At 51.5% G+C, this 20,946-nt stretch carries 19 protein-coding genes; 9 read left to right on the forward strand and 10 right to left on the reverse strand.

All coding sequences use genetic code 11. From position 1 onward, the window contains the following. Positions 1-253: 253 nt before the first annotated feature. Both C2M17_RS02220 and uvrD read right to left on the reverse strand, forming a co-directional pair. On the reverse strand, positions 254-2,350 hold the full coding sequence (locus tag C2M17_RS02220) for a GNAT family N-acetyltransferase (protein WP_105199253.1): 2,097 nt from the start codon (positions 2,348-2,350) through the stop codon (positions 254-256). Then, the gene (gene uvrD, locus C2M17_RS02225) at positions 2,295-4,460 is read right to left on the reverse strand and encodes a DNA helicase II (RefSeq protein ID WP_105199254.1); all 2,166 of its coding nucleotides are present in this window, start codon (positions 4,458-4,460) and stop codon (positions 2,295-2,297) included. Before uvrD ends, C2M17_RS02220 begins: the two co-directional genes overlap by 56 nt. A 167-nt stretch (positions 4,461-4,627) precedes the next feature. On the opposite strand from uvrD, the gene C2M17_RS02230 reads away from it, so the two are divergent. Beyond that, the gene (locus C2M17_RS02230; RefSeq protein ID WP_105199255.1) at positions 4,628-5,041 is read left to right on the forward strand and encodes a GNAT family N-acetyltransferase; all 414 of its coding nucleotides are present in this window, start codon (positions 4,628-4,630) and stop codon (positions 5,039-5,041) included. A gap of 7 nt (positions 5,042-5,048) precedes the next feature. Here C2M17_RS02230 and C2M17_RS02235 read toward each other — a convergent pair whose 3' ends face one another. The 5 genes from C2M17_RS02235 to lptM form a co-directional block, all read right to left on the reverse strand. Further along, positions 5,049-5,741 carry an HAD-IA family hydrolase gene (locus tag C2M17_RS02235; protein ID WP_105199256.1) on the reverse strand — a complete coding sequence of 231 codons (693 nt, stop codon included), beginning with the start codon at positions 5,739-5,741 and terminating at the stop codon, positions 5,049-5,051. Between the two features lie 11 nt (positions 5,742-5,752). Beyond that, positions 5,753-6,685: a tyrosine recombinase XerC gene (xerC, locus tag C2M17_RS02240; RefSeq protein ID WP_105199257.1), complete on the reverse strand. Its 933-nt coding sequence runs from the start codon at positions 6,683-6,685 to the stop codon at positions 5,753-5,755. Next, positions 6,682-7,293: a DUF484 family protein gene (locus C2M17_RS02245; RefSeq protein WP_105199258.1), complete on the reverse strand. Its 612-nt coding sequence runs from the start codon at positions 7,291-7,293 to the stop codon at positions 6,682-6,684. The genes xerC and C2M17_RS02245 overlap by 4 nt, the downstream gene beginning before the upstream one ends. Next, positions 7,290-8,120: a diaminopimelate epimerase gene (dapF, locus tag C2M17_RS02250; RefSeq protein WP_105199259.1), complete on the reverse strand. Its 831-nt coding sequence runs from the start codon at positions 8,118-8,120 to the stop codon at positions 7,290-7,292. The genes C2M17_RS02245 and dapF overlap by 4 nt, the downstream gene beginning before the upstream one ends. Before the next feature lie 62 nt (positions 8,121-8,182). Next, on the reverse strand, positions 8,183-8,368 hold the full coding sequence (lptM, locus tag C2M17_RS02255; RefSeq protein ID WP_105199260.1) for an LPS translocon maturation chaperone LptM: 186 nt from the start codon (positions 8,366-8,368) through the stop codon (positions 8,183-8,185). A gap of 146 nt (positions 8,369-8,514) precedes the next feature. On the opposite strand from lptM, the gene cyaY reads away from it, so the two are divergent. The 8 genes from cyaY to add all read left to right on the forward strand — a co-directional run bounded on the left by cyaY (position 8,515) and on the right by add (position 18,119). Continuing rightward, the gene (gene cyaY / locus C2M17_RS02260) at positions 8,515-8,835 is read left to right on the forward strand and encodes an iron donor protein CyaY (RefSeq protein WP_105199278.1); all 321 of its coding nucleotides are present in this window, start codon (positions 8,515-8,517) and stop codon (positions 8,833-8,835) included. Beyond that, positions 8,836-9,495, forward strand: coding sequence for an alpha/beta hydrolase (locus tag C2M17_RS02265; protein ID WP_105199261.1), 660 nt, complete (start codon positions 8,836-8,838; stop codon positions 9,493-9,495). Between the two features lie 21 nt (positions 9,496-9,516). Then, positions 9,517-10,398 carry a DUF2914 domain-containing protein gene (locus tag C2M17_RS02270; protein ID WP_105199262.1) on the forward strand — a complete coding sequence of 294 codons (882 nt, stop codon included), beginning with the start codon at positions 9,517-9,519 and terminating at the stop codon, positions 10,396-10,398. Between the two features lie 18 nt (positions 10,399-10,416). Beyond that, positions 10,417-11,358, forward strand: a complete 942-nt coding sequence (hemC, locus tag C2M17_RS02275) for a hydroxymethylbilane synthase (protein WP_105199263.1) — start codon at positions 10,417-10,419, stop codon at positions 11,356-11,358. Positions 11,359-11,385: 27 nt separating this feature from the next. Then, on the forward strand, positions 11,386-13,257 hold the full coding sequence (locus tag C2M17_RS02280) for a uroporphyrinogen-III synthase (protein WP_105199264.1): 1,872 nt from the start codon (positions 11,386-11,388) through the stop codon (positions 13,255-13,257). A 1-nt stretch (position 13,258) separates the two neighbouring features. Continuing rightward, on the forward strand, positions 13,259-14,377 hold the full coding sequence (locus C2M17_RS02285; RefSeq protein ID WP_105199265.1) for a heme biosynthesis HemY N-terminal domain-containing protein: 1,119 nt from the start codon (positions 13,259-13,261) through the stop codon (positions 14,375-14,377). Positions 14,378-14,387: 10 nt separating this feature from the next. After that, positions 14,388-17,048, forward strand: coding sequence for an ATP-binding protein (locus tag C2M17_RS02290; protein ID WP_105199266.1), 2,661 nt, complete (start codon positions 14,388-14,390; stop codon positions 17,046-17,048). 63 nt (positions 17,049-17,111) lie between these two features. Then, the gene (add, locus tag C2M17_RS02295; protein ID WP_105199267.1) at positions 17,112-18,119 is read left to right on the forward strand and encodes an adenosine deaminase; all 1,008 of its coding nucleotides are present in this window, start codon (positions 17,112-17,114) and stop codon (positions 18,117-18,119) included. Here the strand turns inward: add and C2M17_RS02300 are convergent, their stop codons facing one another. From C2M17_RS02300 to ubiD, 3 genes are all read right to left on the reverse strand, one after another. Continuing rightward, on the reverse strand, positions 18,120-18,533 hold the full coding sequence (locus tag C2M17_RS02300) for a CBS domain-containing protein (protein ID WP_105199268.1): 414 nt from the start codon (positions 18,531-18,533) through the stop codon (positions 18,120-18,122). It lies immediately after the preceding gene. Between the two features lie 145 nt (positions 18,534-18,678). Then, positions 18,679-19,392, reverse strand: a complete 714-nt coding sequence (gene fre, locus C2M17_RS02305) for an NAD(P)H-flavin reductase (RefSeq protein ID WP_105199269.1) — start codon at positions 19,390-19,392, stop codon at positions 18,679-18,681. Between the two features lie 61 nt (positions 19,393-19,453). Beyond that, the gene (gene ubiD, locus C2M17_RS02310) at positions 19,454-20,920 is read right to left on the reverse strand and encodes a 4-hydroxy-3-polyprenylbenzoate decarboxylase (RefSeq protein ID WP_105199270.1); all 1,467 of its coding nucleotides are present in this window, start codon (positions 20,918-20,920) and stop codon (positions 19,454-19,456) included. Positions 20,921-20,946: the final 26 nt, after the last annotated feature.

A 20,946-nucleotide genomic window follows, 5' to 3' on the forward strand; every position in this document is an offset into this window, starting at 1 on the left:
CCCCATGCCGAACTCAGTAGTGAAACGAAACAGCGTCGATGATAGTGTGGCATTTGCCATGTGAAAGTAGAACATCGTCAGGGCCCTATTAAGAGAAACCCGTTGCAGCAATGCAGCGGGTTTTTTGCGTTTGTAGGTCGGCCTTTTAGGCCGACATTGCGGCATGGAACTGCACCTTGTTGGGGTTATCGGCACTATGCTCCTGCATTGCTCTACTAACGCCCTCCTTGGCGTCAAACCCCGGTCTACAAGATTATTTTAGAAGCTGTTGAATAAAGCTTTTGATCAGCTGCTGGTACTGTTTTTTACTCAGTTCGGCAGGCTTGGCATCCACGCTGTTAAATATGAGCGCAAGAATCACTTCTTGAGTTTCTTTAGGCGCCATAGTAAGTGACAACCAGTTTGATTGAAGGTAACGACACAGGGCGCCATAGGCTTGTGCTAGCGGGATCTGACCCAGGGTAAAACGCATTAGGGTATGATGATCGGCCTGGCTGGGTTCGGCCTTGGGGCATTCGCATAATAGTTTCAGTAACAGACGACTATCCAAATCGGCAAAATAATGCGCTATTAGGTGTGGCAGATCCTTTTGCCAAGCCTTGATAACCGGTGACAATAGTTGGGTGCCTTGTTCAGTGAGTCCTTTTGCCATTAAGGCGCTGTATTCACCGCTGACATGATCCCGCTTAATGCCCAGCTTAATGGTGCTGAGACCAAGACGTTGCCAAAACTCCAGCAGGCTGGCATGGGCGCCAAAGCTGGTGCCAAGTATGGCAACCTTGTGTTTTGTGAGATCGTCACCGATAAAGTCCATTAACGCGCTACCTATACCCAGGTGATGCAATTGTGGATGCACGGCAATGCGCACTATACGCGCGCAGGATAGCTGCGCCAATTGTGACTCACCGCTTAGCTGAGCCAGGCTTTGAGCGAGTAAGTGCCCCTGCGGGCGACGTTCACCACTGACAACCTGGGCCGCCATCTTTTCATCGAAGCGACCTTCCAAGGTAATAACGGCCACGGCGACCAGTTGCTCGCCTTTTCGGCTTAGGTAAATACGCTGTCCCGGCGCATCCAGTAATTGGCGAAAGTCATTGGCCGAGGTTTGATAATGGGCAAGCACCAGTAAAGCAAATACCTGCTTTAGCAGCTCCGGCTGCGCGCGTAGCTGAGCCACATCGATAGAAGTATGAGTTAATACTTGTTCGCAGGGCTGGAGTTCCTTGCTGGCGGCATCAAGCACCAGTAATTTGTTGATCCCCTGTTCCAAGGGATCACCCGAGGCGTAGCGAAAGGGCTCGTTTAAAACGCGCTCGCTAAAATTAGGGTAGTGCCTTTGCAAATAGGCTTTAAAGCGTAGGGTGTAACCCCGGCCACTACCTTCGTAACCGGCCAAGGTGCTGGCAAAGACCACGCGTGGATAGATAGCCAACAGCCGCTTAAGAATATGTATCGGTAGGGTGGCCGCTTCATCGACAAAGAGTAGATCACAACTGGGTTGCTCGTGCAGGACGCGATCCGGAGGCATATATTCAACATTACCTAGACTCAGATCTGTGTCCTTGGCTTCGGCAAGGGATGCCGTTTGGCTCAGGTGTTTAAACACGCTAGTTACCGCTCTACGCTGAATGGCACATAAGATGATGCGTTTATCGCTCAGCTGGCCGGCGGCTATACCTAATGCGGCAGACTTGCCACGACCCCGGTCGGCACTAATTAATAGTGGGCGATGTGCCCGACCCTTGGCGGTTTTAATGATTTGCGCTACGACCTCTTGCTGCTCACGGGTATCCGCTTCAGCATTGCAGTCAGGTGTGTCGGCAACCAAGTTAATATCGTTTGCGTTAGCCTCGGATTGCTTGATGCTAATAAAGTCGGTTTCTACTAGTTGCTGTTCTAACCAGGCCCAAAAATGGCTTTGTGTTGGTGTGGAGTAACCGTAAGAAACCAGCTTATCCATGCCCGGGTCGATAAAAGCCTGGGTATCTTCTGGCAGCATAAGCACCAGCAAGCCCCCGGCTTGCACCGTGCCCGCCAGTGCTGCGAGTTTGTCGGCATAAAAGCCGCTGTAACAGTCGTAAGCGCCGTGGGCATGTTCTTGCCCCAGGATCTGGTGCAGATGATGCGGCCACTGGGCCTGGCTAAGCTGTTCATTATTGCTAAGCACATACCATGGAGCGGCTGTCAGTTTCTGGAGCGCGATTAATTGCTCGTAGCACCATTGTCGTTCGCCACGCAATAACAGTGCTTGGCGCCATCGCTGGCGCTTTAATTGGGTGAGTAAGCTAGTTACTTCAGAGTGCTTGCAAGCGAGCATAGGCGGTGACCAACCATTTACTGCCGACGTCATCAAAGTTTACCTGCACCCGTGACTGGGCCCCGGCACCTTCATAATTCAATACTGTACCCTCACCAAACTTGGCATGGAGTACGCGTTGGCCTAGATTAAAGCCGCTATCGGCAAATGCCGCTTGTGTCAGCGACGGGCTAAAACGGCCCGACTGTTGCGGCGCGGTGACCTTGGTTCTAACGCGAATTTCTTCGATGCAGTCATCGGGCAGTTCACGTAAAAAACGCGACGGGCTGTGATATTTTTCCTGGCCATAGAGGCGACGGGCTTCCGCATGAGTGATGTAGAGCTTATCCATGGCGCGGGTCATGCCTACATAGCAAAGGCGACGCTCTTCCTCTAAGCGACCGCTTTCCTCCTGGCTTTGTTGCGATGGGAACATGCCCTCTTCAACGCCAGCCATAAACACAAGTGGAAACTCCAGGCCTTTTGCTGAGTGCAATGTCATCATCTGCACCGCATCTTCATGTTCTTCGGCCTGACCCTCTCCTGACTCTAATGAAGTGTAGGCCAGGAAGCCTTGCAGTGGCGATGAAAACTCTTCGTCCACCGGTAATTCGTATTGCTCGCAGGCGTTTATTAATTCTTCCAAGTTTTCTACGCGGGCGCGGCCTTTTTCACCTTTTTCTGCCTGATACATGGCCATAAGGCCGGTATTTTCAATTGCATATTTGGCTTGCTCCGCCAAGGTGAGATCGTCGATACGGGCTTCGATACCATCGACTAACTCCAAGAACCGGGTTACCGCAGTGGCGGCACGGCCAGACAAATGTTGTTGTTCAATGATGGCCTTGGCGGCATACCAAAGCGGCAGTGATTCGGCGCGGGCGCAGTCACGAATATGGCTGAGGGTTTTGTCGCCTATGCCGCGCGTCGGTGTATTGATCACGCGCTCAAAGGCGGCGTCGTCCTGGCGATTACTGACCAGGCGCAAATAACACAGGGCGTCTTTGATTTCCTGGCGTTCGAAGAAGCGCATACCGCCATAAATACGGTACTTCATACCTTCTTGTAGCAGGGCTTCTTCCAACACCCGCGATTGCGCGTTGTTACGATATAAGATGGCGCTGTCGCTGAGGGCATTACCGGCTTGCAGCCAGGTTTTTATTTTGCCAACGATAAAACGGGCTTCATCCAGCTCATTAAAGGCGGCATAGATGGAAATAGGCTCACCCTGGTTACCATCGGTCCACAGGCTCTTACCCATGCGCTCGGAGTTGTTCTCAATCAGCGTATTGGCCGCTTTTAGAATGGTCGCAGTGGAGCGGTAGTTTTGTTCCAGGCGAATAGTTTCGGCGTCAAAGTCATCTAAAAAGCGTTTGATGTTTTCGATACGGGCACCACGCCAACCATAAATACTCTGGTCATCGTCGCCAACTATCATCATGGAATTCGTATCACCGGCGATCAGTGCCAGCCAGCGGTATTGTATGGTATTGGTATCCTGGAACTCGTCCACCAGAATATGGGCAAAGCGCTGCTGGTAGTGACGCAATAGCGTAGGTTGTTGCTGCAGAACCTCATAGCAGCGCAGCAGGATCTCGGCAAAGTCGACTAATCCGGCGCGGTCACAGGCCTCTTGATAGGCGCTGTAGACTCGCTGTAAAAGTTGTTCATTGACGTCATAGGCTTGGATGTCACCCGGGCGCAGGCCTTCATCTTTTTTGGCGCTGATATACCAGGCGATATGCTTTGCCGGCCATTTCTTTTCATCGATATTCATGGCCTTAAGCAAACGGCGTATCATGCGCTGCTGGTCATCGCTGTCGAGAATTTGGAAAGACTCAGGCAATTTGGCTTCGCGGTGGTGAGCACGCAAAATACGATGGGCTAATCCGTGGAAGGTGCCAATCCACATGCCACCGGCGGAACCTTGGATGGTTTGTTCGACCCGGGCGCGCATTTCTTTTGCCGCCTTGTTGGTAAAGGTCACCGCAAAAACGCTATAGGGTGAGGCGTTTTCTACCTGCATTAACCAGGCGATACGATGGACCAACACCCGGGTCTTACCTGAGCCTGCACCGGCGAGAACCAGCATATTTTGCAAGGGTGCTGCTACCGCCTCTCGTTGTTTATCGTTCAAGCCATCAAGTAATTCAGATACATCCATCGCCACATCCACCTATTGTTAGTTTGGCAAGTATAACAAGAGTTCTGCTTTGGCTAAATAGAATACTGTTTTTATAAACAGTTATGCGCCCAGCAAGCAATTTACCGCTAACTGCTTGTACTCATATTAGTTAACATAGGCGCCATGGGTACTTTGGAAGTTAGATAATGAGACAGTACGAAATTGTCAGTGACACGAGTGAGCAGCTAAGTGATTGGCTTAAAGATCAGGTGGTTGCATTTAACAAGTCACATTGGCCCGTACAAAGGCAAAATCTCGGTTTTAGAGTCAATAATGAGCAGGGTGAAGTGGTTGCGGGAATTGCGGGTCGGTGCTTCGGCAACTGGCTACTTATCGATTGGCTATGGGTCAACCCCGAGGAAAGAGGGCAAGGCTATGCCAACGAACTGCTTTATAAACTTGAACGGGCAGCCAAGGACTTGGGGGCGACAAAAGCTGTGCTCGATACTTTGGAGTTCCAAGCTCCCGACTTTTATCGCCGCCATGGCTATAAGGAGGTCTTCGCCTTGACCGATTATCCCCTGGATGGGCGCCGTAGCTATATGGTAAAAGCACTTTAAGTTGTATTTAACCTAACTGTGTCAATGCCATGATGTCGTCAATTTCACAGCAAGGCAGGCCTTTGTAGGCATATTGAATGCCTTGATTATTGAGCCAAATGCTGCGACATCCGGCATTGTTCGCACCTTGCACATCCGTGTCCAGGCTATCACCGATATGAATGATTTCATGGTTGGCAACGCCAAGACGCTCTGCGGCATGATCGAACAAGTCCCGATGAGGCTTGGACTTGCCATCGGGTCCGGCCATCAGAACCAACTCGAACTGATCCTTGAGGTTGAATTTGGACACATCGACATTGCCGTTGGTAATGGCGATCAGCCGATATTTACGTTTAAGCGACTCCAGCAGGGCTAATATCTCATCGCTGACGGTGATCTTGCTGCGTGCTTCGGCAAAAATCTGATAGGCATTGTCAGCGTGGTATTGTTCTAACCCTATCTTATTCATGGCGTAAGTGAGCGCTCGCTTACGAATTTGCGTAACATCATGAGCCAGAGCCGGATCACGGGCAATTACGGTGCGACGGCAGGTAAGCCAAAAATCATCGCCTTGCTCCAGCCACCCCGGTAGGGTAAGCAAATAATCCTGCTGTGCCTGCAACGCCGCCTTGATGATAGGGTGGTTGTCATACAGGGTGTCGTCCAAGTCAAAACTTAGGACCTTGGCGGGCATTATGGCTCGATTAAATCGCATCATGGTATAGGGCTTTACTTCTGTTTTTTAGCTCTGGGGTGGGTATTATCATATACCTTGGCTAGGTGTTGAAAGTCTAAATGGGTATAAACCTGGGTGGCCGATAAACTGCTGTGGCCCAGTAATTCCTGCACCGCGCGCAGATCGCCGCTCGATTGCAAGACATGAGAGGCAAAGGAGTGGCGCAGTTTATGGGGATGAACCTGGGCACTCAGGCCTTGTTTGACGCCCCATTCACGCATGCGCTCGCGTACATGACGCACTGAAATACGGGTTTTCCGTTTTGATAAAAACAGTGCATCGACATCGGCGCCGATAAAGGCACCGCGCACTTTAAGCCAGGCGTTAACTGCGGCAATGGCCTTTGAGCCCACCGGTACCAGTCGTTCTTTATTCCCCTTACCCAGGACGCGGATTTCACCGCTGCGCAAATCGATATCCTTGCAGTTGGTGTTGACCAGTTCGCTGATCCGCAGTCCACATGAGTACATCAGCTCCATCATCGCCTTATCGCGGATGGCGAGTGGATCATCATCGTCGATCTCAAGGAGTTGATGCATCTGCTCAATATCCAGATTACGGGGCAGCGGCTTATCAAACTTGGGGCCCTTTACAAACTGGGCCGGATTATCCAGATGCGGATTATAGGTGCGTAAAAAGCGAAAAAAGGCACGCAGGCAACTGAGTTTGAGGTTAACGGTGCGGGCACCCAAGCCCTTGGCGCGCAACGACATGGCATAACGGCGGATATCGTCGCCGTTAATGGCCAACCAGCCATCCCGGTCATCATAAAAATAGCGGGCTACCTCGAGGAGTTGCCGCTGATATTGCTCCAGGGTGTGGTTGGAGTATTGTTTTTCATAGCGCAGGTAATTGTGGTAGTCGCTCACGGGTGAGCGCCAGGCATCTGTCATCACGGCAAAGGTGAGCGCCTGCGACTCGCTCATGATAGGGCGGTTAAGCGCTCTTGCAGGGCTTTAACAAACTCGAAGATAAACAAACTGTCCTGAGCTGGCTCAAAGTGCAGTTCGTCTTCGCTGGCAAAGGCCAAAATTGCCAGAGGCGCTTGCAGCTCGCCAATAAGATAGAGGGCGGAACTTTTGCTTTGGCCGGCAAAGATCAGCGCCTGCTCCTGCTCCGATAAACGGCCAAGGTAGTGATTGTTAGTTTGCAGGCGTTTATCCAGCAAGGGCTGCAAGTCTTCGGTGAACTTAATCAGCTTACACTCACTGATGTGTAATTGTTCGCAGATCAGGGCTTCCAGCCCAGTAGCCAGTTCGACAAACTCGGCATCCAGCATCAGCTGACGATGGCAGGCGCTAAACACCTGAAAGACCTTTTCATTTTGTTTGGCCTGAGCCACCAATTGCTGTAACTGCTGTTGCAAAGCCTGGTTTTGTTCGCGCAGCACTTGCTGTTGGCGCAATTGCAAAGAGGCAACACTTTCGTGGGGAGCACCAAAGTTCATCAGTGCAAACACCTCGGGATGCTGTAAAAAGAAGTCCGGATTGAGTTTGAGATACGCGGCGATCTGCTCTTTGCTTAGTTCACTCATAGGGCTATTTGTCCATCAAATACATGCTCGGCGGGGCCCGTCATCTTGACCGCGTGGCCTTCGCCTTGCCAACGGATCTGCAAGCTACCGCCGGGCAGATCAACTTTGACATTATTGCCTAGCTTATTCTGCAGCTGTCCAACTACAGCGGCGGCACAGGCGCCACTGCCACAGGCCAGAGTTTCACCGGCACCGCGCTCCCACACTCGCAGCTTAATATGGTTTTCATCTATCACTTGCATAAAGCCAACATTGACCTTCTTCGGGAAGCGCTCATGCTCTTCTACTAAAGGTCCCAAGGTTTGCACCTCGGCGGTGTCGATATCATCAACCTCGATCACGCAATGGGGGTTGCCCATGGATGCGGCACCGACAAACAGGGTTTGTTCTTGCTGGCGCAGGATATAGGTGAGTTCGCGTTTACTGGCTTTAAGCGGGATTTCTTTGGGCTCGAGCATGGGCTGTCCCATGTTCACCGTGACCTGACCGTCTTTTTCTATATACAAGATCATGTTGCCACCCTTGGTGGATACGGCAATCTTATGCTTGTTGGTGAGGCCCTTCATACGCACAAAGCGGGCAAAGCAGCGAGCGCCGTTACCGCATTGCTCCACTTCGCTGCCATCGGCATTAAAGATACGGTAATGGAAGTCTAAATCCGGCGAATAGGGCGCCTCGACCATTAACAATTGGTCGAAGCCAACGCCAAAGTTACGGTCGGCCAGTCGCTTGATTTGGTCGCGGGAAAGAAAAATGTTCTGGGTCACGTTATCGACGACCATAAAATCATTTCCCAGCCCGTGCATCTTGGAGAAGTTAACTAACATAACGCTCTTACATCATCCCTCTATGCCATCACTATGCCTGCAAAACGCAGCCAACTCTAGGTTTATTGCTGCTGTTGCGGGTCGTTGGTCTGCACTTGCGCCTCGCCCTCTTGCGCTTGCACAGAGGCGGGCTGCTGAATTTCTGGTTGCTCTTGTGGCAGGTATAAGGGTCCACTTTGACCACAGGCGCTTAGTAGCGTTAAGCTGACGGCTACAACAAGGTGAGGCAATCGGTGACTGTTATACATAGTGATTCGATAGATAATTAATATGACTCGTTTTATAATCGCAGAGTAACAGAAAATACCGAAAATGTAGTCGTTGCTGTTGAATTATTTCCCCTTCACAACGTCACCGCCAGGACAGGAGCGCAAGCCAAATGAGTGAAACCACCATGACCGACACCCAGTATCATCAGCTGGCCGATGCATTGATGTTGACCATAGAAGATCAGATCGACGATTTAGATGCGGATTTAGACTATGAGTCGGCGGCGGGGATATTGGAAATCATCTTCCCGGACCGCAGCAAGATAGTGATTAACAAGCAGGCGCCGCTGCATCAGGTATGGGTTGCCACTAAATTTAACGGCCACCACTTTGAATTGCATGGCGAGCAATGGATAGATAATCGTTCCGGCGCCGAGTTTTGGCAGTTTATGTGTGATGCGGCCACCAAGCAGGCGGGTGTTGAAATTCGCTGGGAGCATGATTAAGTGAGTCAATTCGACGGTGCCAGCTATTTTAATAGCCCAACTCATAAAGCGACCGTGATCTGGTTGCACGGTTTAGGAGATTCAGGTGATGGTTTCGCCCCCGTGGCACCTCATTTGGCCCTGCCCGAAGAGCTTGGGGTGAAATTCTTATTTCCTCACGCGCCGGTTCAAGCCGTGACCATTAACGGCGGCATGGAAATGCGTGCCTGGTACGACATTAAATCCCTTGATCTGGATAAACGTGCTGATGCTCAGGGTGTGCAACAATCAGCGCAGCGCATTAGCGACTTAATTGATGAGCAACTCGCCGCCGGGATACCGGCAGACAAGATTATTCTTGCCGGCTTTTCGCAAGGTGGCGTGATTGCCTTGCATTTGGCGCCGCGCTATCAGCATAAGCTGGCCGGAGTCATGGCGCTATCGACCTATATGTCGCAGCCGGAGTTACTGGCCGAGCAGGCGATACATAAAGACCTTAGTATTTTTATGGCCCATGGCGAGTTTGACAACGTGGTGCCATTAGCGGCTGGCAAACAGGCCTTTGATTGTTTGCAGGAGCAAGGGATGGCGGTGTCCTGGCAAACTTATGCCATGGCGCACCAGGTCTGTGAACAAGAGCTTGAGGCCATTCGACAATGGCTGATAGAGCGACTAAGTTAAAAGAGATCTAGGAACCAGCGCATGGGACAAAAAATCGTGATAACGGCGAACATGAATAATAATACACCGCGCATTGCCCGCAAGGATGTGGTCTATCAGTGGCATTGGCATCGCATCGGCACAGTCGCTGGAGTCGGCGCCTTTGCTATAGGCGCACTTTGGTATGCTGCTTTTACCCCGGCCAATGCCGAACAAAGCAGGGTCTCTGAGGTCGAATCAGCTACAAGCCAATTAGTCGCTGAGCCAGTCGTTAGCAGCGAGAGTTCGGCTTATAAACAGCCTCTGGTTGCAGAGTCAGAGTCTGAGTCGTTAGTTGAAGCCCAGGCGCAAAATGATGCCGAGCCGATTGAGCAGGTGGCCGCCGAGGTCAACCAGGTTCAAGAAGTGAATGCTGAGCCAGTCGAGCCTGTTATAGCCGAACCCGCACCAGCCGAGCCTATTCAGGTCGAGCCTATTCAGTCCGAGTCCATTCGTACCGAAACAGCCGAGGTTGAACCCAGTGTAGTTGCAGCCGATTTTAATGATGAAGCCAAGGTTGCCAACCTGGCCCAGGGCAGCAAAATTGATACCGACAAAGTGAGCCGAGCTGTATTAACCACACAAGTGCAAGATCGTGAGCCGGTCAGTGCGCTGGGTCGTGAGATTAATATGGGTGACTTTGATACCAGCCTGGTATTTTTCACTGAACTGCACGGCCTGCAAGGGCAAAAAGTCAGCCATATTTGGTATTTTGAAGAGCAACAGATGGCGCGGGTTGAACTCGGCGTACACACGGCTCGTTATCGCACCTTTTCATCTAAACATATTATGCCCAGCCAAGTTGGTTTGTGGCGTGTAGAATTACGAGATAACAATAATAAGTTATTGGCAACAAGAGAGTTTCGCTTAATTGCCAAGCCTTAACTTTGAATTAGGAATTACATGACAACTGCAACTCAGCGAGTGCGAATTGCCACTCGTAAAAGTGCCCTAGCTTTGTGGCAAGCCGAATTTGTAAAGGCTGAATTAGAGCGCCATCATGCAAATATTGAAGTCGAACTGGTGACCATGACCACCAAGGGCGACATTATCCTCGATACCCCTTTGGCAAAAGTTGGCGGTAAGGGCTTGTTCGTAAAAGAATTAGAGCAGGCCATGCTGGAAGACCGAGCCGATATCGCGGTGCACTCCATGAAGGATGTGCCGGTGGACTTTCCAGCTGGGCTGGAGCTGCACACCATTTGTGAGCGTGAAGACCCGCGTGATGCCTTTGTTTCTAACCTTTATGCCGATATTGACAGCCTGCCCGAGGGTGCCGTAGTAGGTACTTCAAGCTTGCGCCGTCAGTGCCAGCTTAAAGAGCGTCGTCCCGATCTCGATATTCGCGATCTGCGCGGTAACGTGAATACCCGCTTGGCGAAACTGGACGAAGGCCAGTACGATGCCATTATCCTCGCCGCCGCCGGCCTGATCCGTTTAGAAATGAGCGACCGTATCCGCAGTTACATCAGTGCCGAAGAATCTTTGCCAGCCAATGGTCAGGGTGCCGTGGGTATTGAGTGTCGCAGCGATGATGAGCAAATTAAAGCCCTGCTGGCACCGCTTGAGCATACGCCAACTCGTATTCGCGTTGATGCCGAGCGCGCTATGAACCGCCGCTTGCAAGGTGGTTGTCAGGTGCCAATCGGAGCCTATGCCGTGATTGAAGATGATCAGGTCTATCTGCGTGGTCTGGTGGGTTCGCTTGATGGCAAACGTATTTTACGGGCCGAGGCCAAGGGCTCTATTGGTGAAGCGCAGCAACTAGGTGTAAGCCTGGCGGAAGAACTTCTGGCTCAAGGGGCCGACGTGATTCTGGCCGAGGTATATGGCGAAATAAAATAAAACTGGACGATAACGAAGGCGCAGGCAATGGCACATATTGTTGTAACTCGGCCCCAGGGTAAGGGGCAAGAACTGGCTGATTTACTTGTTGTACAAGGGCATAAGGTGACTCAATGCCCAGTGTTGAATATTGATTATCTGGCCAGTGATGAACAAGAGTTGGCGACCCTGAATGAAGCCGATATTGCTGTTTTCGTTTCTCAGGATGCGGTTATAGGTTTGCATCAACAACGGCCCAGTTTGCCCGCCAGTGTGCAATGTGTAGCCGTGGGTGAAGCCACCGCAGAGGCTTTAGAGAGTTATTTTAAATGCCGTGCCCTGGTGCCGGAGCGTCATGATTCAGAAGGTATGATTGCACTGCCCGAGCTGCAGCAGGTCGAAGGGAAAAATGTGGTCTTGGTTAAGGGCCGAGGCGGACGTACCTTGCTTGCTAAAACCCTGAAACAACGTGGCGCCTTTATCAATCCGCTGGTGGTGTATCAGCGCACTGCGGCGCAGCCGAGCAGTGATGCCTGGTTGCAGCAATGGCGGCAGGATCAGGTCGATGCCTTGGTCATAACCAGTAACAGCAGCGTCGATGCCATCTTTGCCAGCCAAGATCCGCAATTATTACAGTGGCTTAAATCGCGACATTTCTATATTGTTAGTGCTAGAACTGGGGCGCATTTAGAACAGCAAGGTGTGGCCACGGACCATATTAGTATTGCCGCAGGCGTGACTAACCAGGCCATCGCCGCGTGTATCGACAGTGAGCAGGAAATCAATATGAGCGAGCAGCCCGAAAAGCCAGAGCCGGAATCAGCGCCTTCTAATACGTCGGCGGCCACAGCAAAAGCGCCTGCGCCAAAAGTGCAATCGGGCAGGGCGCCCGCCAAACAAGGCGTAAGCAAGGTTGGTTTATTGGCTTTGTTGATTGCTCTGGGCGGCGGAGCTGGAACAGGCTATTTATATTGGCATCAGTATCAGCAGCAACGCAGTGCGACCGAGCAGGAAAATGCGGCGCTGGTGCAAATGCAACAGCAGGTGCAGCAGCTGCAAGGTGCCAATCAGGCGCTGGCTGAGCAAATTAAGGCCTTACGTGGTACGCAACAAACTCAGCAGCAGCAAACTCAGCAATGGCAGCAGGATTTTAATGACGACATCAGCCGCCAATTGAGTGCCAATCAGCGCTCGCTGATCACGCATGTTGAGCAAAGTATTGCTGCGGCAAAAGATAATACCCAGCCGCCATTGGATATGAACGAATTACGTCGTTTGGTGGCTCTGGCGGATTTTAAAATTTGGTCTGAAAGCAACTATGCCGGTGCCGCTACTGTGCTTGAGCGTGCCGATGCGCTGCTGGCCAGCTATCCGGGTAATGCTCAGTTAAGACGAGCCATTCACAGCGATTTACAAACCCTGGCCAGCATCGAGTTGGCGGATGTGCAAGCCACCGTGTTGACCTTACATGGTTTAGGGCAACAGGTTGATAAACTGGCCTTTAATATGGTCGACCTGGCCGAGGAAACGGTGGCAGCGGATAAGCAAGAGCTCTCAGAGAATGTTTCCGACTGGCGTACTAATTTAGGTCGTACCTGGGATAAGCTGGTGGATGACTTTATCAAGGTACGTAAGCGCGAGGCGACAATAGAGCCCTTGCTGGACCATGAGCAACAACGTTTAATTAAACAACGTCTGCATTTCAATCTTGATCAGGCGGGCTTTGCTGCCACTCACCAGTATGTTGATCTCTACAAGCAATCATTACAAAGTTCAGCGGATCTGATCACCCGTTACTTTGATTTATCACAGCCGCAAACCAGCCAGTTTTTAAGTCAGCTGAAGCAGTTGCGACTGCAGCAGCTAACGCCAGCGCAGCCGATCAACTTGGCCACAGTTAGCGCCTTAAAGGAGTCTTGATATGGTGAGACTGCTTATAATTTTCGGCCTTATCGCCCTGGTGGCCGCGGTGGCCCCTTGGCTGATTGACGAAAAGGGCTATGTGTTGATTGCCTTTGGTCAATGGACGGTTGAAGGCAGCATAGTCAGTTTTGTGATCCTAACCCTGTTAACCCTGTTTGGTGGTTACCTGCTGTTTTGTCTGTTGCGTCATGTGATCAACAGCTATCGCAATGTGCGCCATGGCTTCTTTGCTCGCAGCAAGGAGCGTAAACAGGCAGTACTGGAGCAGGCGTTATGGGCATTGATCAACGACGATATGCAGCAACTGCAGCACACACTCAGCAAGGGCAGTGTTGACGAAAAATGGCGTGACTTCTCTTTGGCCATGCAGGCTAAAGCGCGTTTGCAACAAGGGGAGCGGGACTTTGCCCTGAATCTTTTGGATGAGTTGTCGGATAAGAATCGCAGCGAGCCGGTCAATCTCTGGCTGGCGGCGCACAGCGAAGCCGAGGTGCTGGCCACACTACGTAGCCAATGTGCCAGTAAAAAAGCCACGGCGCATCAGTTAAAACTTTACGCCAATGTGCTGTTAAAGCTGCATAAGTTCAGTGAATTTGCCCAGCTAGCCCCGCGTTTAATCAAGGCGCAAAGCTTTGATGAAAATGAGTGGGACTGGGCCCTGCGCGCATATTTCGATAGCGACTCGGTGACCAGCTTACAAAAGCGCAATGGCGATCTGCCTAAAGCGGTACGCAGCGGTGGCCACACCCATTATTTGCGTGCCATGGTGCGCACCGGAGAAATTGCCGCGGTACAAGAGGAGCTGAAAAAGCTGCTTAAGCGTAATGAATACTCGCAGCTCTTGTCTGTGCTCAGCGAGATTGAATATGGCCAGGTAGAAGAAGTACAAAAAGCCCTGCAGGCCGAGCTGAAAAAGCAGCCCGACGAACCAGAAATGCTGGTATGTCTGGCTTATCTGGCACAAAGCCAGGGTGAACATGAGCTGGCCGCGCGAATTTTCGACAAGGTCCTGGCGCAACAACAACGTCTGCCGCACCCACAGCGGGCCATGCAAAGCTATCGTGCCACCGGGCAAGCGGAGAAAGCCTTACTCGTTCTCGACCACAGTCAGCACTAGCGAGGAGGTAATGAAGAACCTATTCAACCTCAGCCTAGTTGTTGCCCTTGGTTACTTTATTACCGGATTTTTAAGTAATACCCTCTTGTCTGTTGAGGGCTATGCTGTGGCCTCCTGGCCACCTTCTGGCATCGCCCTGGCGGCATTGTTGATCGCCGGACGCCGTGCCCTGCTGGGGATCATTATTGGCGCCCTCCTTACCAATACACTGCATCTTGAGAATATCGAGGGGATCCTCCACTGGCAGGTGGCCAGTCAGGCCGCCTTAGTCACATTAGCGTCGACCTTTCAGGCTTTTTTAGGCTACTGGCTAATTACTCGGGTGTTGCGCGCTCCTCTTGATCTATCCGATTTAAAAAGCAGCATGGTCAGTATCCTGGTCGGCGGCCCCTTGGTCTGTATTATTGCCGCTGCGGTCGGTACCGAGTTGTCGATTGCCAATGGTGTGATCCCGGCATCCGGGCGGTGGGAAAACTTTATCACCTGGTGGATAGGCGACAGTATCGGGGTGATGATTTTTACCCCCTTGTTACTTGCCGGTTTTAACTTTGAAGTGGTGCGTCATCGTCTTCAGGTGGTGGTGCCCTCACTGATCATCTATGCGGTGATAAGCGTTACCTTCTATTTGGCGGCCAATGCCAAGAAGGAGCAAAATCAGCGCTATTATAATTCTCAGGCTCAGGTGATAGTCGAGCAACTGGAGACTGTGTTCACTCGATTGGGCGCTAATACTCAGATTTTGGCGTCCTTTATGGCCCATAGCCATAATGTGTCACGGCGCGAGTTTGATGACTTTACCCGTAAGCAAATGGCTTATAACCCGGAGATCAATGCTTTGGTGTGGATGCCCAAGGTGTCACCACAAGATGTGACAGCTTTTGAGCAACAAGCAAGGTCCGAGGGAATAGCGCAATACCAGATTTTTTCGCGCTTTGAGCGCCAAGCTGGGCCGGATCATTTCCCCGTATTTTACGGTCAGTTTTCGCCGCGTCTGAAAAGTGTGTTCGGTCTGGATATCAGTGCGGAGCGTTATTTTCCTGATCTTTTAGCGCACCCAGGTTCATTATTTGTAACCTCGGCATTTGCCCTTGAAAGCAGTCCCGAGGGCGCTCTGGGTTTTTTGGTGATGGCTGAGGTGCCTGATGCCAACGCTCAGCTAATGGGTTATGTGGCTGCGGTGATAAGCCTGCCGCTATTAAAACAATCGGCACTGGCTAAACTGGCGTTTGATGGTATCGATGTGGAAGTGCTGGATATCAGCGCCAAGCCGCATCAGGCTATTTTACCGCTGGCCGAGCATGATGAGCTGATCATGAGCCAGGATATGGCAACCGTATCAAGGCAGTGGCGTTTGAATATTTATCGTCAGGGCGGGCGCCCCTTATGGTCCGGCTACTGGTATGCCCAAGTGGTGGGCATGTTGTTCGTTTGGCTGTTGACCACCTTTTTAATCGCCATCACCGGCAGCAATATTCGCGTACGTGACCAGGTCGCCAAGCAAACCAAGGTGTTGCGCGAAGAAAAGGTCAAGGCCGACACGGCCAACAGCGCTAAATCACAGTTTTTGGCCAATATGGGCCATGAGATACGTACACCGATCAACGGCATTAAGGGCTTGCATTATCTTGCCATGCAGCAAGAGGATTGGCACAAGGGTAAGCAGTATGTAGCGCAGGCGGATAATGCCTTGAGTGTCTTGCTGCGGGTGCTTAATGACTTGCTCGACTTTTCTAAGATGGAAGCGGGAAAACTGGACTTACATCAGGAGCCCATAGTCATAGAAGAGCTGTGTGCCGAATTACAGCAGTTGGCCGAGGTAGAGTCCAGTCATAAAAGCCTGCTGGTCGATTATGAAATTGACGCCGATGTGGCGCCTGTCTTTTATGCCGATATGATCCGCTTAAAGCAGGTGCTGCTTAATCTTTTAAATAACGCGGTGAAGTTTACTCAGCAGGGTGCCATTCGCTTAAAGGTAGCCGATGCTCAAGACGAGCTCTGTTTTAGCGTCAGCGACACCGGCATAGGCATGCGCAAAGAGATTCAAAAGCAATTATTTAAGCCCTTCTCACAGGCCGATGGCTCGACCTCACGACGCTTTGGCGGCACCGGGCTGGGCCTGAGTATCTGCCAAAAGCTGGTGAGCTTGATGGGCGGGCGCATCGAGCTGGAAAGCGAAGAAGGTCAGGGTTCCTGCTTTCGCGTTTATCTGCCCAAGCAATCCAGTTTGCCAATGCGTCAGGATATGCCGCCGCAGCGCGGTGAGGAGATCCAGATAGACTTAACGGATGTGGTCATCTTGCTGGTGGAAGATAATCCTCTTAATCAGCAGGTGGCTAAAGCCATGCTTGAGGGTAAGGGCGCCCAGCCAGATATCGCCAATGATGGGGTTGAGGCGGTAGCCATGGTGGGCCGTAAACATTATGACCTGGTGCTGATGGATATACAGATGCCGAACATGGACGGTCTGACGGCCACTCGGGAGATCCGCAATGAGCTGCTGCTCAGTGACCTACCCATTATCGGCCTGTCCGCCAATGCTCAGGAGCGGGATGTAAAGCTGGCGCAGCAATGCGGCATGGACGACTATGTGGTTAAGCCTATCGAGGCCAATACGCTCTTTAGCAGTATCGCCAGGCAGCTGGCACGACGAGCGGGCACTCGTTCGTACTAACTTGAATTTATTGTGCATATGCGTATGATGCGCGCAATTTTATCCACACACTTGGGGGTCATGATGATCAATCGCCAACTACCTTTACTCGACCTGCATCGCCATTTAGACGGCAATGTGCGCGCTACTACCATTCTCGAGTTGGGCCGACAGTTCAATATACAGCTCCCAGGTGACGATCTTGAATCCTTGCGTCCGCATGTGCAGGTCGTTGAGATAGCCCCCGACTTGATGGCTTTTTTAGAAAAGCTCGACTGGGGCGTAAAGGTGTTAGGGGATTACGATGCCTGCCGTCGCATTGCCATCGAAAATGTCGAGGATGCCGTGGCACAAGGCATAGACTACACCGAGCTGCGTTTTAGCCCTTACTACATGGCGATGAGTCATAACCTGCATCCACAAGGCGTGGTTGAAGCCGTGGTCGATGGTATTCATAGCGCCGTGCGTGAGCAGGATATCAAGGTAAACCTGATTGGCATTATGTCGCGCACCTTCGGACAACAAAAATGTCAGCAAGAGCTGGAGGCCATTTTGGCCTTTAAAGAACAGATGGTGGCGGTTGATTTAGCCGGTGATGAGCTGGGCTTTCCCGGTGACTTATTTGTGGACCACTTTAAACAGGTGCACAAGGCCGACCTGCGTGCCACAGTGCATGCCGGTGAGGCGCAGGATTCGAGCAGCATCTGGCAGGCCATTGAAGGCTTGGGAGCCGATCGTATCGGTCACGGCGTCAATGCTATCCAGGATCCTAAATTAATGGATTACCTGCGTGATAACCGCATAGGTATTGAGTCTTGCCTGACCAGTAATGTGCTTACCAGTACGGTTGCCGATATTCATACCCATCCATTGAAGCGCTTCCTTGAGCACGGCATTTTGGCATCGATTAATACCGATGATCCGGCGGTGCAGGGCATAGAGCTCGACAACGAATATCAAAATGCGGCTTATCAAGCTGGCTTGAGCAAGGAAGATATCGAGCTGGCTCAGGCCAATGCGTTAGAAATCGCTTACTTAAGCGATGGCGATAAAGCCGCTTTAAAAGCAAAAGCGGCCGCTCGCGAAGCATAATCAGGCAGCGCTGCAGCTGCGGTAACTTTGTGAGAGCGCTTGTAACACCTGCGAGCGCTCGGCCATGCCAATAACTTTCCCTTGGTCAATAACTGGATAACGTTTGGGTAGATTGTGGCGGCGCATGCGCGCGGCTAAATCAAGTAAAGAGTCGTCGAGTTGGCAGGTAAGCACATCCTGGCTCATCACCTCACGCACCTGGATACGGCCATCACAAAAGTAGCTGTTGGTGGTCAGCGGCGCCAAGCAGTCTTGCTCCGATAAATAACCCATTAACTTTCCCGAATCATCGATCACCGGAGCACCAATCACCTGATGTTTAAGCAGTAAATCAATCGCTGCGGTGAGCTCAAGATCTGGGCTGATGGATAAAAAGGTTCGCTTAATAATATCTGAGACTTTGATATTGAACATGGTCGCACTCCTATCGTGGTTGATAGGAGTAGTCTAGGGCTGGTTAATTGATAGGTAAAATGAATTAAAACTATTGATGTGTTCTGAAAAATAGAAAAGAGGCCTGGGCCTCTTTTCAATTAACTAAGCTAAACTCTGCTCAACCTTATTTGATAAAGGCAAAGGCATCCGCATACATATGCTCGCGCAGGGCACCGTGCTCGATAAAGTCATCGCGTACCGCACCTATCATGTCGAAACGTCCGGCCATATAAATTGTGTAGGGTTCTAACGACACTATGTGTTTCATCACCGCCTGATGTACTAAGCCGGTGTGGCCACGCCACTGCCCCTGTGGTTGCTCAACCACCGGGATAAAGGTGAAATGCGGGTTACTGGCTGCCCAGGCTTCCATTTCTTCTTTGGCGTAAAGGGCATCTTCATGCTTTACACCCCAGTAGAAAAATACCGGACGGTCGCAGCCAACTTCGGCCAAATGGTCGGCCATCGACTTAACATAGGAGAAGCCGGTGCCTCCCGCCAAAAGAACCAGTGGACGGTCGCAATCAAGACGTAGCTGAGATACACCCAGGCCCACTTCGAGCGTTGCCTGAGTGCCATTGGCAAGATGCTCTTTCAGGTGCTCAAGCGCCTGCATGGCGTAGGAGTCTGCACCCGAGGCGCCAATATGCAATTCGATTTCATGCTGCTGGCTGGGGCGGCTGGCGATTGAAAATGCGCGCTTGTCCTTTTCTCCTAGTACCAGTTGGCAATAATGACCCGCTTCAAATTGAGCCGCTTCGTTGGGCGTCAAAATAACCTTGTAAACGAATTCTGTGAGTGGCGAAATACTTTGCACGTTCGCTTGTAATGTTTGCATGTTTTACCTTGCTTCTAACTCTTAACTGCTAGCCTACCATAGAAGGCCAATTAACAGGCACTTAGTCTATGCCCAGGGAGTCCCATATTTCATCGACTCTTTGCTTGGTGGCTTCATCCATCACTATGGGCTCGCCCCATTCGCGGTCGGTTTCACCGGGCCATTTGTTGGTTGCATCCATACCCATTTTGGAGCCAAGGCCGGAAACCGGCGAGGCAAAATCCAGGTAGTCGATAGGGGTATTTTCCACCAAGGTGGTATCGCGTGCCGGGTCCATACGTGTGGTTATGGCCCAGATCACGTCATTCCAGTCGCGGGCATTGACGTCATCATCACAGACGATCACAAACTTGGTGTACATAAACTGGCGCAGGAAGGACCACACGCCCATCATCACCCGTTTTGCATGGCCAGGATATTGCTTCTTCATGGTTACCACCGCCATGCGATACGAACAGCCTTCCGGCGGCAAGTAGAAGTCAACGATTTCCGGGAACTGCTTTTGCAAAATAGGCACAAATACTTCGTTCAGTGCCACGCCTAGAATGGCCGGCTCATCGGGTGGGCGGCCGGTATAGGTGCTGTGATAAATAGGGTTTTCGCGATGGGTAATATGGGTCACCGTCATCACCGGAAAATCATCCACTTCATTGTAATAGCCGGTGTGGTCGCCATACGGGCCTTCTGGCGCCAGCTCATCTTGAGCTATATAACCCTCAAGCACGATTTCCGCACTGGCGGGCACCTGTAGATCATTGGATATGGATTTCACCACTTCGGTTTTGCTGCCACGCAACAAACCGGCAAAGGCATATTCGCTTAAGGTATCCGGCACAGGCGTAACCGCACCTAAAATGGTGGCTGGATCGGCACCCAGGGCAACGGAAACCGGATAGGGCTCACCCGGGTTTTCCTTACACCATTCTTGAAAGTCTAAGGCACCACCACGGTGCGATAACCAGCGCATAATGATTTTGTTCTTACCAAGCAGTTGCTGGCGGTAAATGCCCAGATTCTGGCGCTTTTTATAGGGCCCTTTGGTGACCGTCAGACCCCAGGTAATAAGCGGGGCTGCATCGCCGGGCCAACAATGTTGGATGGGCAGTTTGGTCAGATCGACCTCATCGCCGCTGAGCACCACCTGCTGACAGGGGGCTTTTTTCACTTCCTTGGCGGGCATATTGAGGACTTGTTTAAATACCGGGATCTGTCCCAGCGCCTCCTTAATGCCCTTAGGTGGCTCGGGCTCTTTTAAAAAGGCGAGTAACTGACCTACTTCGCGCAACGCTTCGACATTCTCCTGACCCATGCCCAAAGCCACGCGCTCTGGCGTACCGAAGAGATTTGCAAGCACCGGGATATCATAGCCGACCGGGTTCTCAAATAGTAAGGCCGGGCCCTTGGCACGTAAGGTGCGATCGGCAATTTCGGTCATTTCCAAATGGGTACTAATGGGCTGGCTGATCCGCTTGAGCTCGCCGCGCTTTTCAAGCAACGCGATAAAGTCTCTTAAGTCTTTGTATTTCATTACGCCTCTGTAAGCCTCGGGTGTTT

The sequence above is a fragment of the Pseudoalteromonas sp. T1lg10 genome (assembly GCF_002964545.1).
In the GTDB taxonomy this organism is placed as follows: Bacteria; Pseudomonadota; Gammaproteobacteria; order Enterobacterales; family Alteromonadaceae; genus Pseudoalteromonas.

Coding starts and splice junctions, on each gene's coding strand:
- C2M17_RS02235 (WP_105199256.1), bottom strand. CDS start 5,741: ATGATGCGATTTAATCGAGCCATAATGCCCGCCAAGGTCCTAAGTTTT.
- C2M17_RS02270 (WP_105199262.1), top strand. CDS start 9,517: ATGGGACAAAAAATCGTGATAACGGCGAACATGAATAATAATACACCG.
- ubiD (WP_105199270.1), bottom strand. CDS start 20,920: ATGAAATACAAAGACTTAAGAGACTTTATCGCGTTGCTTGAAAAGCGC.
- fre (WP_105199269.1), bottom strand. CDS start 19,392: ATGCAAACATTACAAGCGAACGTGCAAAGTATTTCGCCACTCACAGAA.
- C2M17_RS02220 (WP_105199253.1), bottom strand. CDS start 2,350: ATGACGTCGGCAGTAAATGGTTGGTCACCGCCTATGCTCGCTTGCAAG.
- C2M17_RS02245 (WP_105199258.1), bottom strand. CDS start 7,293: ATGAGTGAACTAAGCAAAGAGCAGATCGCCGCGTATCTCAAACTCAAT.
- add (WP_105199267.1), top strand. CDS start 17,112: ATGATCAATCGCCAACTACCTTTACTCGACCTGCATCGCCATTTAGAC.
- cyaY (WP_105199278.1), top strand. CDS start 8,515: ATGACCGACACCCAGTATCATCAGCTGGCCGATGCATTGATGTTGACC.
- dapF (WP_105199259.1), bottom strand. CDS start 8,120: ATGTTAGTTAACTTCTCCAAGATGCACGGGCTGGGAAATGATTTTATG.
- lptM (WP_105199260.1), bottom strand. CDS start 8,368: ATGTATAACAGTCACCGATTGCCTCACCTTGTTGTAGCCGTCAGCTTA.
- C2M17_RS02280 (WP_105199264.1), top strand. CDS start 11,386: ATGGCACATATTGTTGTAACTCGGCCCCAGGGTAAGGGGCAAGAACTG.
- C2M17_RS02300 (WP_105199268.1), bottom strand. CDS start 18,533: ATGTTCAATATCAAAGTCTCAGATATTATTAAGCGAACCTTTTTATCC.
- C2M17_RS02285 (WP_105199265.1), top strand. CDS start 13,259: ATGGTGAGACTGCTTATAATTTTCGGCCTTATCGCCCTGGTGGCCGCG.
- C2M17_RS02290 (WP_105199266.1), top strand. CDS start 14,388: ATGAAGAACCTATTCAACCTCAGCCTAGTTGTTGCCCTTGGTTACTTT.
- hemC (WP_105199263.1), top strand. CDS start 10,417: ATGACAACTGCAACTCAGCGAGTGCGAATTGCCACTCGTAAAAGTGCC.
- xerC (WP_105199257.1), bottom strand. CDS start 6,685: ATGAGCGAGTCGCAGGCGCTCACCTTTGCCGTGATGACAGATGCCTGG.
- uvrD (WP_105199254.1), bottom strand. CDS start 4,460: ATGGATGTATCTGAATTACTTGATGGCTTGAACGATAAACAACGAGAG.
- C2M17_RS02230 (WP_105199255.1), top strand. CDS start 4,628: ATGAGACAGTACGAAATTGTCAGTGACACGAGTGAGCAGCTAAGTGAT.